The organism is Microbacterium sp. B19 (assembly GCF_000333395.1).
Taxonomy (GTDB): Bacteria; Actinomycetota; Actinomycetes; order Actinomycetales; family Microbacteriaceae; genus Microbacterium.
The window spans coordinates 1-15816 of record NZ_BADA01000543.1 but is presented as its reverse complement, the minus strand read 5'-3'; the positions used below and the strand labels follow the sequence as shown (position 1 = coordinate 15816).

At 71.8% G+C, this 15816-nt stretch carries 12 protein-coding genes and 1 pseudogene; 10 read left to right on the top strand and 3 right to left on the bottom strand.

The features are described 5' to 3' along the window. Positions 1–110 precede the first annotated feature (110 nt). From I5G_RS23540 to purH, 3 genes are read left to right on the top strand one after another with little or no spacing between them, the layout of a single operon-like run. Positions 111–1610, top strand: coding sequence for a DUF6350 family protein (locus I5G_RS23540; protein ID WP_022880374.1), 1500 nt, complete (start codon positions 111–113; stop codon positions 1608–1610). 5 nt (positions 1611–1615) lie between these two features. Continuing rightward, the gene (gene purN / locus I5G_RS18440; protein ID WP_022880373.1) at positions 1616–2215 is read left to right on the top strand and encodes a phosphoribosylglycinamide formyltransferase; all 600 of its coding nucleotides are present in this window, start codon (positions 1616–1618) and stop codon (positions 2213–2215) included. Positions 2216–2271: 56 nt separating this feature from the next. Beyond that, positions 2272–3882 carry a bifunctional phosphoribosylaminoimidazolecarboxamide formyltransferase/IMP cyclohydrolase gene (gene purH, locus I5G_RS18435; protein ID WP_022880372.1) on the top strand — a complete coding sequence of 537 codons (1611 nt, stop codon included), beginning with the start codon at positions 2272–2274 and terminating at the stop codon, positions 3880–3882. Between the two features lie 324 nt (positions 3883–4206). Here purH and I5G_RS18430 read toward each other — a convergent pair whose 3' ends face one another. Together I5G_RS18430 and I5G_RS18425 are read right to left on the bottom strand one after the other, a co-directional pair. Further along, a complete protein-coding gene (locus tag I5G_RS18430; RefSeq protein WP_022880371.1) occupies positions 4207–4722 on the bottom strand; it encodes a DUF1697 domain-containing protein in 516 nt (171 codons plus the stop codon). A gap of 18 nt (positions 4723–4740) precedes the next feature. Next, positions 4741–6168, bottom strand: coding sequence for an NAD(P)/FAD-dependent oxidoreductase (locus I5G_RS18425; protein WP_022880370.1), 1428 nt, complete (start codon positions 6166–6168; stop codon positions 4741–4743). A gap of 411 nt (positions 6169–6579) precedes the next feature. Here I5G_RS18425 and I5G_RS18420 point away from each other — a divergent pair, with 411 nt between their 5' ends. From I5G_RS18420 to I5G_RS23535, 6 genes are all read left to right on the top strand, one after another. Then, on the top strand, positions 6580–7605 hold the full coding sequence (locus I5G_RS18420; protein WP_022880369.1) for a LacI family DNA-binding transcriptional regulator: 1026 nt from the start codon (positions 6580–6582) through the stop codon (positions 7603–7605). Positions 7606–7643: 38 nt separating this feature from the next. Then, positions 7644–8927: an extracellular solute-binding protein gene (locus I5G_RS18415; RefSeq protein WP_022880368.1), complete on the top strand. Its 1284-nt coding sequence runs from the start codon at positions 7644–7646 to the stop codon at positions 8925–8927. Between the two features lies 1 nt (position 8928). After that, on the top strand, positions 8929–9903 hold the full coding sequence (locus tag I5G_RS18410) for a carbohydrate ABC transporter permease (protein WP_022880367.1): 975 nt from the start codon (positions 8929–8931) through the stop codon (positions 9901–9903). Then, complete coding sequence (locus tag I5G_RS18405; protein WP_022880366.1) at positions 9900–10727, top strand: carbohydrate ABC transporter permease; 828 nt, start codon at positions 9900–9902, stop codon at positions 10725–10727. The genes I5G_RS18410 and I5G_RS18405 overlap by 4 nt, the downstream gene beginning before the upstream one ends. Before the next feature lie 2 nt (positions 10728–10729). Continuing rightward, complete coding sequence (locus I5G_RS18400; protein WP_022880365.1) at positions 10730–11797, top strand: glycosidase; 1068 nt, start codon at positions 10730–10732, stop codon at positions 11795–11797. A gap of 102 nt (positions 11798–11899) precedes the next feature. Beyond that, positions 11900–14263, top strand: coding sequence for a hypothetical protein (locus tag I5G_RS23535; RefSeq protein ID WP_022880364.1), 2364 nt, complete (start codon positions 11900–11902; stop codon positions 14261–14263). A gap of 16 nt (positions 14264–14279) precedes the next feature. Here the strand turns inward: I5G_RS23535 and I5G_RS27425 are convergent. Next, a pseudogene (locus tag I5G_RS27425) lies at positions 14280–14906 on the bottom strand (LysR family transcriptional regulator); the annotation flags it as partial. 6 nt (positions 14907–14912) lie between these two features. Here I5G_RS27425 and I5G_RS27420 point away from each other — a divergent pair. Next, the coding region (locus tag I5G_RS27420; protein WP_368844717.1) for an MFS transporter at positions 14913–15816 on the top strand (904 nt) is incomplete at its 3' end.

The window sequence follows — 15816 nt, the reverse complement described above, 5'->3', positions numbered from 1 at the left end:
GTCGCCGCGGTGAGCTCGAAGCGACAGAAACTGACCCCTCACGCGGGATGGGGGATGCCGCCGCGCCTGAGCGGGCGGACAGGGAAGCGCGGGTAGGGTCGCAGTCGCTCATGCATCGTCTCCTCGTCGCCCTCCTCGCCGCCCTCGACGCGCTCCTGGCCGCCGCGGTCGGCATCGCCGTCGTGCTCGCCCCGCTCACGCTCCTGTGGGTGGTCGCCCTCGGGAACGCCGACTGGTCCGCGCTGTGGCCCTCCGCCGCGGCCGTGTGGCACCTCGGTCACCTCGTCCCGATCACCGTGACACTGCCGGACGCCTACCTCGCGGCCACGGGCGTCGACCCTTCGCTCGCAACGTTCACGCTGTCGCTCGCGCCGCTCGCGTTCGCCGGATTCACGGGGCTGTTCGCCGCCCGCTCGGGCATCCGCGCCGCCGAGGCCGGCGCCGCGCTGACCGGCTGGCTGTCCGGTTCGCTCGTCTTCGCCGCGATCGCGGCCCTCGTCGCCTTCACCTCGGAGGCTCCGCTGGTGTCGTTCGAGATCTGGCAGGCGATCCTCTTCCCGGCGCTGATCTTCGCGGTCCCGTCGCTCATCGGTGCCTTCGCGGGTGCGTGGCGCGTCGGCGACGATGAGGGCCCCGTCGATCGGATCCGCGCCGGACGGGATCGGATGCCGTCGGCCTGGGCGCCCGTCCCCACCCTCGTGCTGCGAGGCGTCGCGCTCACGACTCTCGGCCTCCTCGCCGTGGGCGGTCTCGTCGTGGTCGCGGGACTCCTCGCGCGCGGGACGCAGATCATCACGCTCTTCCAGGCCAGCAACGTCGACGGGGTCGGCGCCACGGTCCTCGCGCTCGGGCAGCTCGTCTACCTCCCGACGCTCGTGCTCTGGGCCGTGGCGTTCGCCGCGGGCCCCGGCTTCGCGCTCGGCACCGACACCGCGGTCACGCCCGCCGCCACGCAGGTCGGTGCGGTTCCCGGCATCCCGATCCTGGGCATCGTCCCCGACACGTCCTCGTCGTGGCTCCTGCTGCTCGCGCTGCTGCCCGTCGCCGTCGGCGCCCTGACCGGGTGGATCCTCCGTTCCTGGATGCCAGAACCGGCCGGACACGAGCCGGTGGCGCCGCGCCTCACCGTGGCCGTCGCGGTCGCCGCGCTCACCGGCGGGGTCGGGGCGTTGATCGCGGTGTTCGCGAGCGGCGCGATCGGCCCGGGTCGGCTCACCGAGACCGGACCGGAGCCCGGCCCGCTCGCCCTCGCGCTCGGTCTCGAGGTGCTCGTGGGCCTCGCGATCCTGCTGCTCGCCCCGCGGGTGCCCGGCGGTCGTCGCCCGGTGGTGCCTCGCGCGACGCCCGTGGAGGCGCCTCGCGAGCGGGAGACGGTTCCGGCGTTCCGCGACCGCCCGGCCGAGGTGCTGTTCGCCCCGGCACCTGTCGCCGAGCGGGCTTCGGAACCCGAGCGCGCCGAGCCTGCGGCGGTCCCCGCCGCCGTAGACGTCACGGCCGACCTGACCGCCGACGCCGACGTCCAGGCGCGGATCCGCGACGCCTGGGCGCGCATCGACGGAGCGGACGACTCCGACCCGGCCGGTGGCCGCGGCGCGCGCCCCGTAGACTGACCCCCGTGCTCACGGTTGCCGTCCTCATCTCCGGCACCGGCTCCAACCTCCGCGCTTTGCTCGAGGCGGCTGCCGCCCCCGACTTCCCGGCGCGCGTGATCGCGGTCGGTGCCGATCGCGAAGCCGACGGCTTCGCCCACGCCGAGCACTTCGGCATCCCGACCTTCCTCGTGCCGTTCGACGGGTTCTCCTCTCGCGAGGAATGGGGCGCCGAACTCGGCGCGCAGCTGCGCGTGTGGCAGCCCGACCTCGTCGTCCTGAGCGGCCTCATGCGCCTCCTGCCGGCCGACCTCGTCGCCGAGTGGGAGCCGCGCATCATCAACACGCACCCCGCGTACCTGCCCGAGTTCCCCGGTGCGCACGGGGTTCGCGACGCGTTGCGCGCCGGTGTCGAGCAGACCGGCGCGAGCGTCATCGTCGTCGACTCCGGCGTCGACACCGGGCCGATCCTCGCGCAGGAGCGCATCCCCGTCCTCCCCGGCGACGACGAAGAAGCGCTGCACGAGCGCATCAAGCCCGTCGAGCGACGTCTGCTCATCGACGTCGTGCGCCGCATCGCCGAGGGAGACCTCGACCTGGATGCCACGGCATCCCGCCACCCCTGAACCCCCGCGGGCCGTCGCCCGCGTTCCGCACCCCACGAGACACAGGAGCCGCAGCCATGGCCGGACCCCGCCACGACCCCGCCGACTACCGTCCCCGTGACGTCGTCCCCATCCGCCGCGCCCTGGTGTCGGTGAGCGACAAGACCGGCCTGCTGGAGTTCGCCCAGGCGCTCGCCGCGGCCGGCGTCGAGATCGTGTCGACCGGCGGATCCGCGACGCTGCTGCGCGACGCCGGGCTCGCCGTCACCGACGTCTCGGCGATCACCGGCTTCCCCGAGTCGCTCGACGGACGCGTGAAGACGCTGCACCCCAACGTGCACGCGGGCCTCCTCGCCGACCTGCGCCTCGCCAGCCACGAGACGCAGCTCGACGAGCTCGGCATCCTGCCGTTCGAGCTCGTGGTCGTGAACCTCTACCCGTTCGTCGAGACCGTGGCATCCGGAGCCGAGGGCGACGACGTCGTGGAGCAGATCGACATCGGCGGCCCCGCGATGGTGCGCGCGTCGGCGAAGAACCACGCGAACGTCGCGATCGTCGTCTCGCCCGAGTCGTACCCCGCGATCGTCGAGTCGCTGCAGCGCGACGGCGGCACGTCGCTCGTGCAGCGCCGCGAGCTCGCCGCGCGCGCCTTCTCGCACACCGCCGCGTACGACACCGCGGTGTCGACGTGGTTCGCCGAGGGCACGATCGGCGACGACATCGACCTTCCCGCGCACCTCACGATCCAGGCGGAGCGCCTGTCGACGTTGCGGTACGGCGAGAACTCGCACCAGCGCGCCGCGATCTACACGCGCGTCGGCGGCCACGGCATCGCGCAGGCGACGCAGCTGCAGGGCAAGGAGATGTCGTACAACAACTACGTCGACGCCGACGCCGCGCTGCGCGCCGCGTTCGACATGGTGAAGCCCGCCGTCGCGATCATCAAGCACGCGAACCCCTGCGGCATCGCGGTGGCCGCCCCCAACGCGCTCGACCCGATCGCCTCGGCCCACCTGCGCGCGCACGAGTGCGACCCCGTCTCGGCGTTCGGCGGCGTCATCGCCGCGAACCGGACCGTGACGCTGAAGATGGCGGAGAACCTCCGCGACATCTTTACCGAGGTGATCATCGCGCCCGACTTCGAGCCCGCGGCCCTCGAGGTCTTCAAGCTCAAGAAGAACCTGCGCGTGCTGCAGCTCCCCGCCGACTGGCGCCAGGAGCCCATGGACGTCCGCCTCGTCTCGGGCGGTCTGTTGCTGCAGGATGCCGACCGGTTCCCCGCCGACATCGAGTCGGTGGCGAAGGACTGGGAGCTCGTCTCGGGCGAGCGCCCCGCCGACGAGGACATGACGAACCTCATCTTCGCTTGGAAGGCGTGCCGCGCCGTGAAGTCCAACGCGATCGTGCTCGCCAAGGGCTCGGCGACGGTGGGCATCGGCATGGGCCAGGTCAACCGCGTCGACTCGTGCCGCCTCGCGGTCGAGCGCGCGGGCGATCGCGCGGCCGGGTCGATCGCGGCATCCGACGCCTTCTTCCCCTTCGCCGACGGCCCGCAGGTGCTGATCGACGCCGGGATCTCGGCGATCATCCAGCCCGGCGGATCGGTGCGGGATGCCGAGGTCGTCGACGCCGCGCGCGCGGCCGGCGTCACGATGTTCTTCACCGGCGAGCGTCACTTCTTCCACTGACGCGCGCTGTCCGGCGGTGTTTGTGCGGGGGTTGCGGCTGGGGTAGGTAGTGGGCGCTGCATAAACGCTTCCTGTGCGCATAAAGGCCGTGTCGGCGCGTTTCTGCCGATGGGAAGCGTTTATGGCGTGGGTAGGTGCGGGTGCGGCCGAAGGGGGCGCTGGGGCGGTGCCCGCGGGCTGGTGGCGTGTGCGGCATAAACGCTGCCTGCGCGCAGAAACGCCGTGTCCGCGCGTTTCTGCCGACGGGAAGCGTTTATGCCACCCGACGGATGCGCGGGACCCCGCGCCGGCATGGCCGTGCCCGCGCGACGGGGCGCGGGCGCGTCAGGCGCTCAGGTCGATGAGCTTGGCGATCGTGTTGGCGTTGCGGGCCGTACCGGTGACGCCGAGGCTTTTCTCGAACCACCCGGCCTGCAGCTTCGACCCGCCGATGCCCTCGGGATAGCGCACGAACACCTCGCGGCCGTCGAGCACGGCCTCTTCCGGGATGCCGGCCGGCACCTCTAACGCGACGGTGGGCGCGGCGTCGAGGAACACCGTCTGCACCCACCGCCCTTCGGCGGCGTCGGCGAACGGGTTGCGGGCGTGCGCATCGGCGAGCTCGGCATGCGAGCGCACGATCACCGGAAGGTCGTGGCCGAACGCCGCGCGCACGGCATCCCGAATCGCCCCGGCGATCTCGTCGGGGGAGCGGCCGCCGTCGTCGAGCACGACGTTCCCGGCCACCTGCAGCGTCGCGACCTCACCGAGACCAGCGGATGCCAGCACCTCGCGCAGCAAGGGCATCTTCATGGCCGTGGGTCCGCCGACCCCGCGGATCAGCGCGATCGTCCTGCTCACCGTCGCACCCCTGGACGCTCAGGCGGAGTCGCGGCCGAGGGTCTCGAGGAGGCGCAGCCAGACTTCGCTGACCGTCGGGTACGACGGGACGGCGTGCCACAGCCGCTTCACCGGCACCTCGCCGACGATGGCGATCGTCGCGGAGTGCAGCAGCTCGGCGATCTCGGGGCCGACGAACGTCGCACCGACGAGCACCCCGCGGTCGAGGTCGACGATCGCGCGGGCCTGGCCGACGTACGCGTCGGACTGCTCGCTGGACCCCGCGACGTGGGCCAGGTCGTAATCGAGCACCTTGACGTTGAGGCCGCGCTCCTCGGCCCTCTTCGCGGTGAGGCCGACGGATGCGACCTCGGGGTCGGTGAACGTGACCTGGGGAACGGCGTCGTGGTCGGCGGTCGCGACGTGGGCTCCCCACGGGCTGTCGTCGACTTCGCCGCCTCGCGCGCGTGCGGCGATCACGTCACCCGCCGCGCGGGCCTGGTACTTGCCCTGGTGCGTGAGGAGCGCGCGGTGGTTCACGTCGCCGACGGCGTACAGCCAGTCGAAGCCGCGCACGAGGAGCGTGTCGTCGACGTCGAGCCACGACCCCTCCTCGAGGCCGACGGTGTCGAGCCCGAGGTCGGTGGTGCGCGGAACACGGCCGGTCGCCACGAGCACCTCGTCGGCCGTCACCGTGGTGCCGTCGGAAAGCTCGAGTACGCGGCGTCCGTCGTCGTCGCGGCGCGCGGCCGTGGCATCCACCCCCGTCTTCACCGTGACCCCGCGCGAGCGGAGGGAATCCGCGACGAGCTCGCCGGCGAACGGCTCGGTGCCGCCCAGCAACCCCGAGCGCGCGATGATCGTGACCTCGGCGCCGAGGCTCGCGAACGCGGTCGCCATCTCGGCGCCGACGACGCCCCCGCCGAGGATCGCGAGCGACCCCGGGATGGTCTGCACCGCGGTCGCCTCGCGGCTCGTCCACGGTTCGATGTCGGCCAGGCCCGGGATGCCGGGGAGCAGCGCCGCGGAACCCGTGCACACCGCGACCGCATGGCGTGCGGCGAGGTCGGTCGTCGTGCCGTCGTCGGCGGTGACGCGTACCGTCTTCTCTCCGGTGAGGCGACCGTGGCCGCGGACGAGCTCGATGCCCGCGCCCTCGAGCCACGACACCTGCCCTGCGTCGTTCCAGTTGCTGGTCATGGAGTCGCGTCGGCGGAGGACCGCGGCGATGTCGAGATCACCGGTCACGGCCTGCTTCGCGCCGTCGACGTCGCGGGCCGCGCGGAGAGCGGCGCCGCTGCGCAGCAGCGCCTTCGACGGCATGCACGCCCAGTACGAGCACTCGCCGCCGACCAGCTCGGATTCGACGATCACAGCGGTGAGACCCGCCTGCACGGCGCGGTCGGCGACGTTCTCACCCACGGGGCCGGCACCGATGACGATCAGGTCGAATTCGCGTTCGCTCATGCCCCCACGCTATCGACGGCCACCGACATCAGGGAGGGGTTGCGGGCTTTCCCCTCGGGGGCCTCCGGGTTTGGGGCGCGCATCTCCCTTCGGGGCGCGTATCCGACGCCCCGAACGGAGGAATGCGCCCCAAACCCGGGGACGCCCCCCGCGGCACGGTGGCGGCGCTCCCTCGCCCGCTCCGGGACCGCGCACAGGCTCGGGGACGCGGCGGGGAAGCGCGTGCGGGGTTTGGGGCGCGTGTCTCGGTTCGGGGCGCGTATCCGACGCCCCGAACGGGGGAATGCGCCCCAAACCCGGAAACGCCCACACGGCAGCACACCCGCCGAGGCTTGACGCCTCCCCTGAACCGGTTTAGGCTCGGCGGTACTGAACCGGTTTAGGCCGATGGATGCCACGACGAGGTGCAACATGACGAACGAGATGCGACCCACGATCGCCGACGTCGCGCGTCGCGCGGGGGTCAGCAAGGGCCTCGTGTCGTTCGCGTTGAACGGCCGCGCCGGCGTCGCCCCCGACACCCGCGACCGCATCCTCTCGGTCGCGGCCGAGATGGGCTGGAGCCCGAGCCTGCGGGCGCGGTCGCTCAGCGTCGGCCGCGCCTTCGCCTGCGGCCTGGTCATCGGCCGCAGCCCCGACGTCATCGCCGCCGACCCCTTCTTCCCGTCGTTCATCGCGGGCGTCGAGGACGAGTTCTCCGTCTCGGGCCAGGTGCTCGTGCTCGCGGCCGCCACCCCCGGCCGCCACGAGGAGGAGACCTACCGCGGACTCGCCGCCGACCGTCGGGTCGACGGCGTGATCCTCTCCGACCTCCGCGCCGACGATCCGCGGATCGACCTCGTCGCGAGCCTCGGCATCGCCGCGGTGACCCTCGGTGTCCCCGACGTCGACAGCCCCTTCACCTCGGTCTCGGTCGACGACGGCGCCGGCATCCGCCTCGCGGTCGACCACCTCGCCGACCTCGGCCACACCGACATCGCGCACGTCGCGGGGCCCTTCGCGATGCTGCACGGACGCCACCGCGCTGCGGCGTTCGAAGCCGCGGCGCGGGCACGTGGCATCCGGGCCCGTGTCGTCGAGACGGACTTCAGCGCCGCCGACGGGGCGCGGGCCACCACGGCCCTACTCGACGCCGAGGTCCCGCCGACGGCGATCGTGTACTCGAACGACAACATGGCCGTCGCGGGGCTCGGCACGGCGCAGCGCCGCGGCCTGTCGGTGCCCCGCGACCTCTCGATCACCGGGTTCGACGACACCGAACTCGGCCGGCACCTGTTCCCCGCCCTCACGAGCGTCTCCACGGACGCGCGGGGCTGGGGAGCAGCCGCGGCACGCGCTCTGCTGCGGGCGATCGGCGGAGCCTCCGCCGAGGCCCAGACCCTCGCCGACCCCGGTCTGCAGGTGCGCGACTCCACCGCGCCGCCGACGCGAAGCTGACACCCGCGGGCCCCCGCCCGCCCCACAAGGAGGAAGACATGCGACGACGCATTCTCGCCACAGCAGTAGCCGCCACCGGCATCCTCGCCCTCTCCGCGTGCAGCGGAGGCGGCGGTGGAGCATCCGGAATGGATGCCAAGGGCCCCATCACCATCTGGTACTCCAACAACTCCGCGGAGATCGCGTGGGGTCAGCAGATGGTCGAGGCCTGGAACGCCGACCACCCCGACGAGCAGATCACGGCGCAGGAGATCCCCGCGGGGTCCTCCAGCGAAGAGGTCATCGGCGCGGCGATCACCGCGGGCAACGCCCCGTGCCTGGTGTTCAACACCTCGCCCGCGGCGGTGCCCGGCTTCCAGCGCCAGGGCGGCCTCGTCAACCTGTCGGACTTCCCCGACGGCGAGCAGTACATCAAGGACCGCAGCGGCGACCTCGCCGACCAGTACCGCTCCGACGACGGCGGCTTCTACCAGCTGCCGTGGAAGAGCAACCCGGTGATGGTCTTCTACAACAAGGACCTGTTCGCGAAGGCCGGCCTCGACCCCGAGAAGCCGCAGCTGTCGACGTACGACGAGTTCCTCGCCACCTCGCAGAAGCTGAAGGCGGCGGGCGTCTCGGACTACGCCATCAACCCGGCGCCCACAAGCGAGTTCTTCCAGTCGTGGTTCGACTTCTACCCGCTGTACGCCGCGCAGACCGGCGGGAAGCAGCTCGTCGAGGACGGCAAGGCCACCTTCAACGACGCCGACGGTGAGGCCGTCGCGAACTTCTGGCGAACGATCTACACCGACAAGCTCGCCGGCAACGAGCAGTACCAGGGCGACGCGTTCGCCGACGGCAAGGCCGCGATGGCGATCGTCGGGCCGTGGGCCGTCTCGGTATACAAGGACAAGGTCAACTGGGGCGCCGTGCCCGTTCCCACGGAGAAGGGCACCGCGGCCGACCAGACGTGGACCTTCAGCGACGCGAAGAACGTCGGCCTCTTCACCGCGTGCCAGAACAAAGGCACCGCGTGGGAGGTGCTGAAGTTCGCCACCAGCCAGGAGCAGGACGGGAAGTGGCTCGAGGAGACCGGCCAGATGCCGCTCCGCACCGACCTGACCACGACGTACGCCGACTACTTCAGCGCCAACCCGGCCTACCAGCAGTTCGGCGACCAGGCCGCGCGCACCGTCGAGGTGCCGAACGTCGTCAGCTCGGTCGAGATCTGGCAGGCGTTCCGCGACGAGTACTCCAAGTCGGTCATCTTCGGCGAAGAGGACGTGAACACCTTCCTCTCCAACGCCCAGACGCAGATCGACCAGCTCGCGGCGGGGAAGTGACATGACCGTCGATCTCACCCGCACGCCCGGGCGGACCGGGGGCGACCCCGGCCGGTCCGGTCGTGCGGGGGGAGCGACGGATGCCGGGAAGAAGCGGCGCCGCCTTCTCGGGGCGCAGCCGCTCGGCATCCTGTTCTCCGCTCCGTACCTGATCTTCATCGCGGTCGTCTTCGCGTACCCGATCGTGTTCGCGGTGTGGATGTCGTTCCACGACTACTTCTTCACCGCCCCGGGCGCGAACGTCGACCGGCCGTTCGTCGGCCTCGACAACTACGTCACGGCGCTCAGCGACCCGGCCGTGTGGCGGTCGTTCGGCAACGTCGGGATCTTCCTGCTCATCAACGTCCCCCTGACGGTCGTGCTCTCGATCGTGCTGGCCACGGCGCTGGACCGGGTGGTGCGCGCCCGCGCGTTCTTCCGCGTCGCGTTCTACGTGCCCTACGTCACGGCATCCGTCGCGGTGGTCGCGGTGTGGCTGTTCCTGTTCTCGAACTCGGGGCTGATCAACAACGCGCTCGGCCCGCTCGCGCCGAACCCGTCGTGGCTGGTCAACTCGGCGCTCGCGATGCCGACGATCGCGCTGTTCGTGACGTGGAAGGGGCTGGGGTTCTACATCCTGCTGTACCTCGCGGCGCTCCAGAACGTGCAGCGTGAGCTGTACGAATCGGTCGCGGTGGACGGCGGCGGGCGCCTCCGGCAGTTCTTCTCGGTCACGGTGCCCGGCGTGCGTCCGGCGACGTTCCTCGTGGTGCTGCTGGCCACGATCACCGGCGCGAACCTCTTCACCGAGCCGTACCTGCTCACCAACGGCGGCGGCCCCAACGGCGCGTCGACGTCGCCCGTGCTCCTCATCTACCAGAAAGGCATCGAGCAGCAGAACCCCGACGTGGCCGCGGCCATCGGGGTGGTGCTGATCATCTTCGTGCTGATCATCGCGGCGCTCCAGCGCCGGTTCGTGGGGAGGGAGGAATCATGAGGACCAAGGTCGTGACCTACGGCGTGCTGACGCTCGGCGCCCTGGCGTTCCTGTTCCCCTTCTACTACATGGTCGTCGGATCGCTGCAGACGAACCCCGACACCTCGATCGCGGGGGCGTTCCCGCACCCGTCGAACCTGACGCTCGAGAACTACACGGCCATCGACGGACGCATCAACCTGCTGAAGGGCCTCGTCAACTCGGGGATCTTCACCGGGGGAGTGATCCTCGGCACCATCGTGTTCGGAGTGCTCGCCGGGTACGCCCTCGCGGTGCTGAAGTGGCGCGGCCGGTCGGCGACCTTCGCGCTCGTGCTGCTGGTGCAGGTGATCCCGTTCCAGCTGCTGATGATCCCGCTGTACGTCATGATCGCCCGCGACTACGGGCTCAGCGACAGCTACCTCGGCATGATCCTGCCGTTCTTCATCAACTCCACGGCGGTCGTGATCTTCCGGCAGTACTTCCTGCAGCTCCCCAAGGAGCTGTTCGACGCCGCCCGCATCGACGGGGCGAACGAGTTCCGGCTGCTGTGGAGCGTGGCGCTGCCGCTCGTGCGTCCGGCGCTGTTGACGGCGGTGCTGCTGACCTTCATCGGTCCGTGGAACGAGTTCCTGTGGCCCTTCCTCATCACGAAGGACGCCACGATGCAGCCGCTCGCGGTGTCGCTGGCGAACTTCATCTCCACGATCGCCGCCTCCACCACCAACCCCTTCGGCGCGATGATGGCCGGCGCCGTCGTGCTCGCCGCCCCCGCGGTGGCGCTGTTCCTGATCTTCCAGCGCTACTTCACCTCCAACGACCTCGGATCCGGAGTGAAAGGATGACAATGACCCCCGATTCCCCCGTCCCCTACCGCCTCACACGTGTGGGTGTGGTGATGACCCCCGAACCCGGGAACACCGACGAAGCCGAGGGCGTGCTCAACCCGGCCTCGGGACGCGGCCCGGACGGCGAGCTCTATCTGCTGCCGCGCCTGGTCGCCGAGGGCAACGTGTCGCGCGTGGGCCTCGCCCGTGTCGTCGTCGAGGACGGTGTGCCCGTGGCCGTCGAACGCGAGGGCGTGGTGCTCCAGCCCGACCGCGGGTGGGAGCGCGGCGCCGACAACGCCGGAACCGAAGACCCGCGCACGACCTGGATCGCAGCCCTGGGCCTGCACGTCATGACGTACGTCGCCTATGGCCCCCTGGGCCCGCGCACCGCCGTCGCCGTCTCCGAGGACCTGCGCGACTGGCGGCGTCTTGGACCCGTGCTGTTCCGCTACCAGGACGACCTCGACATGGACCTGAACCTGTTCCACAACAAGGACACGGTCTTCTTCCCCGAGACGGTCACGGCCCCCGACGGCAGCGAGGCGTTCGCGGTGCTGCACCGACCCATGTGGGACCTCGGCGAGACCAAGCCCGGGCAGGGCGTGCGGGTGCCGGCCGGCGTCGAGGACGAGCGGCAGTCCATCTGGATCAGCTACGTGCCCGTGGCATCCGTCCGGGAAGACCTCGCGAACCTCGCGCTGTGGGAGCAGCACCGGTTCGTCGCGGGTCCTGCGTTCCCGTTCGAGGCCGTGAAGATCGGCGGGGGACCGCCGCCGCTGCGGATCCCCGAGGGCTGGCTCGTGCTGCACCACGGCGTGACCGGCGTGATCGACAGCGCGTTCTCGCAGCAGCAGAAGGTCAACTACGCCGCGGGTGCCCTGATCCTGGATGCCGATGACCCGAGCCGCGTGATCGCCCGGACGCCCGAGCCGCTGCTGGCCCCCGAGACCGACGACGAGCGCAGCGGCATCGTGCCGAACGTCGTCTTCCCGACCGCGATCGAGGAGATCGACGGCCGCCACTTCGTGTTCTACGGCATGGCCGACTCGAAGATCGGCGTCGCCCTGCTCGAGCGCACCGACTGACGCGTCACAACTCCTGCGGAACCGCCGCTCCGGCCGTCCCCCGACGGCGGTGCGGGCGGCTTCGCAGGAGTTGTGCCCCACCCCCATCGAAAGGATCCCCCCATGAACGCACGATGGAGTGCGCGCGGCCTGGCCCTGGCGGGCGCGGTCGCCCTGGCGGTGCCGCTGAGCGCCGCACCGGCGTCGGCGCTGGCGCCGGCCGCTGCCGCAGAGGCGGCCCCGGCCGCACCGCTGACGAACCTCGACCACCTCGACTTCCTCCTCGGTTCGCCGACGCCCGCGGGCGTCGAAGGGCACACCACCTACCGCCTCGCCGAGGAGCCGACGCTCCTCGCGCCGTGGACCTACGCCGACGCCCGCGACGGCGGGACGTTCGAGCGCATCGGCGGCGGCGCCCTCGACCCCGCGACCGGCGACTGGGGCCAGGGCGCCTACAACGCCGACGACACCACACGTGCGGCCGTCGTCTACCTGCGCCACTGGAAGCAGACGGGCGACGCCGACAGCCGCCACAAGGCGTACGAACTGCTCCGCACGGTCGCGTACCACCAGACCACCGACGGGCCCGACGCCGGGAACGTCGTGCTGTGGATGCAGCCGGACGGTGAGCTGAACCCCTCCGCGGAACCGGTCGAGCTGCCGGATCCGTCCGACTCCGGCCCGAGCTACTGGCTCGCGCGCACGGTGTGGGCGCTCGGCGAGGGCTACGCGGCGTTCGCCGACGACGACCCCGACTTCGCCGCGTTCCTCAAGGACCGCCTGGCCCTGTCGCGCGGCGCGATCGAGCGCGAGGTCCTCTCCAAATACGGCCAGTACGTCGAGGCCGACGGCAAGAGAGTGCCCGCGTGGCTGATCGTGGACGGGGCGGATGCCTCTGCCGAGGCGGTCCTCGGACTGACCGCCGCCGTGCGGGCCGGGGACGACTCCTCGACCACCGCGGCGCGGGAGCTTGCCGAGGGCGTGGCGGCCATGGCATCCGGGACCTCCCGCGAATGGCCGTACGGCGCGGTGCTCCCGTGGGCGCAGTCGCCCGCGATGTGGCACGCGTGGGGCTCGCAGATGCCCGCGGCGCTCGCCGTGGCCGCCGACGTCCTCGACGACCCCGCGCTGGCCGATCCGGCGATCGCCGACGCCACCGGCTTCACGACGACGCTCCTCACCGCGGGCGGGCCGGACAACGGCTGGTTCCCGAGCCCGACCGACCGCGTGCAGATCGCGTACGGCGCCGACTCCCGGGTGCAGTCGCTCGTGGCGCTCGCCGACACGACAGGATCGAGCGCGTTCGCCGACCTCGCCGGCATCCAGGCCGCGTGGTTCTTCGGCGGCAACCATGCCGGCGCGCGCATGTACGACCCCGCGACCGGCGTGACCTTCGACGGGCTGCAGCCCGACGGCACGGTGAACCGCAACAGCGGCGCGGAGTCGACCATCCACGGCCTGCTCACCGCCCTCGCGCTCGACGCGCACCCGGCGATCGCCGCACGGGCGACGGCGCTCACCTCCGTCACCGACCGCGTGGGTCTGACGTTCGTTCAGGCGGAGGATGCCACGTCCACCGACGGCACCGTGTCGACGCCGACGTCGTGGACGGGGGAGTCGAGCTGGTCGGGCGACGCCCTCACCCTGAAGCCCGGGCAGAGCGCGACGTGGGACATCGGTTCCGCCGACACGAAGCGCTGGGTCGAGCCGGTCGTGTTCTCGCAGCCGGGGGAGCAGTCGCTCTCGCGCTGGCGCGGGAACGGCGTGCTGAAGCTCACCGGCCCCGCGCAGGGCATCTCGCCGACACCCGGTGCGCTGCTGCCGCACGCGCTGACCGCCCCCGTGTCCGAGCGGCAGACGGAGCTGAACGTCACCGCTCAGCGCGGCGACCTCGTGCTCGACGGGCTCATCGTGCGGCCGTTCGTGTCGCGCCTCGTGCTCGAGGGTGCCGGAAGCCGCAGCGAGCTCGTGCAGTCGAGCGCGCCGGGGGCGCAGCGCACGGCCGTCTCGGGAGGCGGAACGGTCCGCGTCTACGACGCCCGCGGCAGGCTGCTGCGCACCACGGCGTTCGACGGCGAGATCTCGGTGCTCCTGCCCTCCGGCGGCTTTCGCGGTCGCGGAGCGCTGAGGCCGCGGCATCCCTCTTCCTTCTGGGTTTGGGGCGTAGTTCTCGGTTTGGGGCGTGATAATCGCGCCCGAACGGAAGGATGCGCCCCAAACCGGGATGCCTCGGCCCGGATGCCGCGGCCCGGGGCCTCATCCCGGGGCGTGGATCGCCTCCACCACCGGCTGCACGTGCCGGCGGTGCACGGCGCCCGCGCCGACCGTGAGCGAGACGGTCCACGGCCGGAGGTCGTCCGCGACGGGGCGGACGCGGCATCCGGTCGTCGGCACGACGTCCGGGATCACCGCGACGCCGAGCCCGGCGGCGACGTACTCGGGGCACCGCCGCGAGCTCGCCCACCTCGGCGAGCACGTGCCGGGTGATGCCGAGGCGGTCGAGCTCCCGGTCGAGCTGCACGCGGTTGCCGAACCCGGGGAGCACGTCGATCCAGTCGTCGTCGGCGAGTTCTGCCAGGGCGATCGGTCCGTCGACGCGGGCGAGGGGGTGCGCCTCGGGCAGCACGGCCACGTAGGGGAACGACGCGAGGTGCCTCGAGACGGCACCGGATGCCGGGGGCAGAGCCGTCAACGCCAGATCCAGGCGGTCGCGATCGAGTTCGTCGAAGAGCCCGCGCGAGCCGGTGGTCGAGACCGTGACCCGCACGTCGACCAGCGGGTGCGTGCGGCGGAGCCGGGCGAGGATCTCGGGGAGGTCGATCACCCGCAGGCCCGCGAAGGTCCCGATGCGCACGAGACCGCGGACTCCGGTCCCGGACTCGGATGCCACCCCGCGCAGCGCATCGAGATCGGCGAGCAGCGCGCGGGCGAGGGGGAGGAGCGCGTCGCCCGCCGCCGTCGGGCGCACGGACTTCGTGGAGCGCTCGAACAGGCGCACCCCGAGGTCGCGCTCGAGGCTCGCGAGGCCCGCCGACACCGTGGACTGCGCCGCGAACAGGCGAGCGGCGGCGGCCGTGACGTTGCGCTCGTCGGCCACCGTGACGAAGTACTCGAGCAGGCGCGTCTCCATGCGGCAATGATAGAGCGAGTCGATCACTGCAATCGAAAACGTTCGTTTCCCTCGATGCGAAGTCCGCGGCATCCTGAGGTCATGACTTCCTCGATCACCCTTCCGGTCGCCGCCCCCGTGGCATCCGCGCGTCTCTCGCACCGGACCGGGTTCTGGGTCACGGCCGCCACGTTCCTCGCGCTCATGGCCTTCAACACGGTGCCGACCCCGCTCTACGCCCTGTACCAGGCGCGGGACGGCTTCCCCACGTTCCTCATCACGGTGATGTTCGCCGCGTACTCGATCGGCGTCATGGCGTCGCTGTACCTGGCCGGGCACCTCAGTGACCGGCTCGGTCGCCGCCCGCTCATCCTGGCGGCGACGGGGCTCGAGATAGCCGCGGCCCTGGTGTTCGTGCTGCGCGCCGACGCCGCCAGCGTCATCGCCGCCCGCCTCGTCGCCGGGCTCGGCATCGGTCTCCTGACGGCCTCGGCCACCGCGCACCTCGCCGACCTGCGGCGCGTGTCGCACCCGGCATCCCCGGGATTCGCCGCCACGGTCGCGGGCGTCGCGAACATGGGCGGCCTGGCGCTCGGTCCGCTGATCGGCGGCCTCTTCGCCGAGTTCACCCCGGCGCCGCTCGTGCTGCCGTACGTCGTGTTCCTCGTCGGTTTCCTCGCGCTGGGGCTCGCGTACGCGTTCGTGCCCGAGACCGTCGAGGTCGACCGATCCTTCCGGTACCGGCCGCAGCGGGTCCGCATCCCCGCGGACGGACGCCGGGCCTACTGGGCGGCGGGGACCGCGGCCTTCGCCGCCTTCGCCGTGACGGGGCTCTTCGGCTCGGTCGCCCCGACGTTCCTCGCCGGCCGGCTCGGCGTCACGGATCACCTCGTCGCCGGGGCGTGTCGTTCTCGGTGTTCGGCGCCGCCGC

Bases quoted from the DNA above. Each gene is read 5' to 3' on its own strand.
- I5G_RS23540 (WP_022880374.1), top strand. From the start codon at position 111: ATGCATCGTCTCCTCGTCGCCCTCCTCGCCGCCCTCGACGCGCTCCTG.
- purH (WP_022880372.1), top strand. From the start codon at position 2,272: ATGGCCGGACCCCGCCACGACCCCGCCGACTACCGTCCCCGTGACGTC.
- I5G_RS18425 (WP_022880370.1), bottom strand. From the start codon at position 6,168: ATGAGCGAACGCGAATTCGACCTGATCGTCATCGGTGCCGGCCCCGTG.
- I5G_RS18420 (WP_022880369.1), top strand. From the start codon at position 6,580: ATGACGAACGAGATGCGACCCACGATCGCCGACGTCGCGCGTCGCGCG.
- I5G_RS18415 (WP_022880368.1), top strand. From the start codon at position 7,644: ATGCGACGACGCATTCTCGCCACAGCAGTAGCCGCCACCGGCATCCTC.
- I5G_RS18410 (WP_022880367.1), top strand. From the start codon at position 8,929: ATGACCGTCGATCTCACCCGCACGCCCGGGCGGACCGGGGGCGACCCC.
- I5G_RS18405 (WP_022880366.1), top strand. From the start codon at position 9,900: ATGAGGACCAAGGTCGTGACCTACGGCGTGCTGACGCTCGGCGCCCTG.
- I5G_RS18400 (WP_022880365.1), top strand. From the start codon at position 10,730: ATGACCCCCGATTCCCCCGTCCCCTACCGCCTCACACGTGTGGGTGTG.
- I5G_RS23535 (WP_022880364.1), top strand. From the start codon at position 11,900: ATGAACGCACGATGGAGTGCGCGCGGCCTGGCCCTGGCGGGCGCGGTC.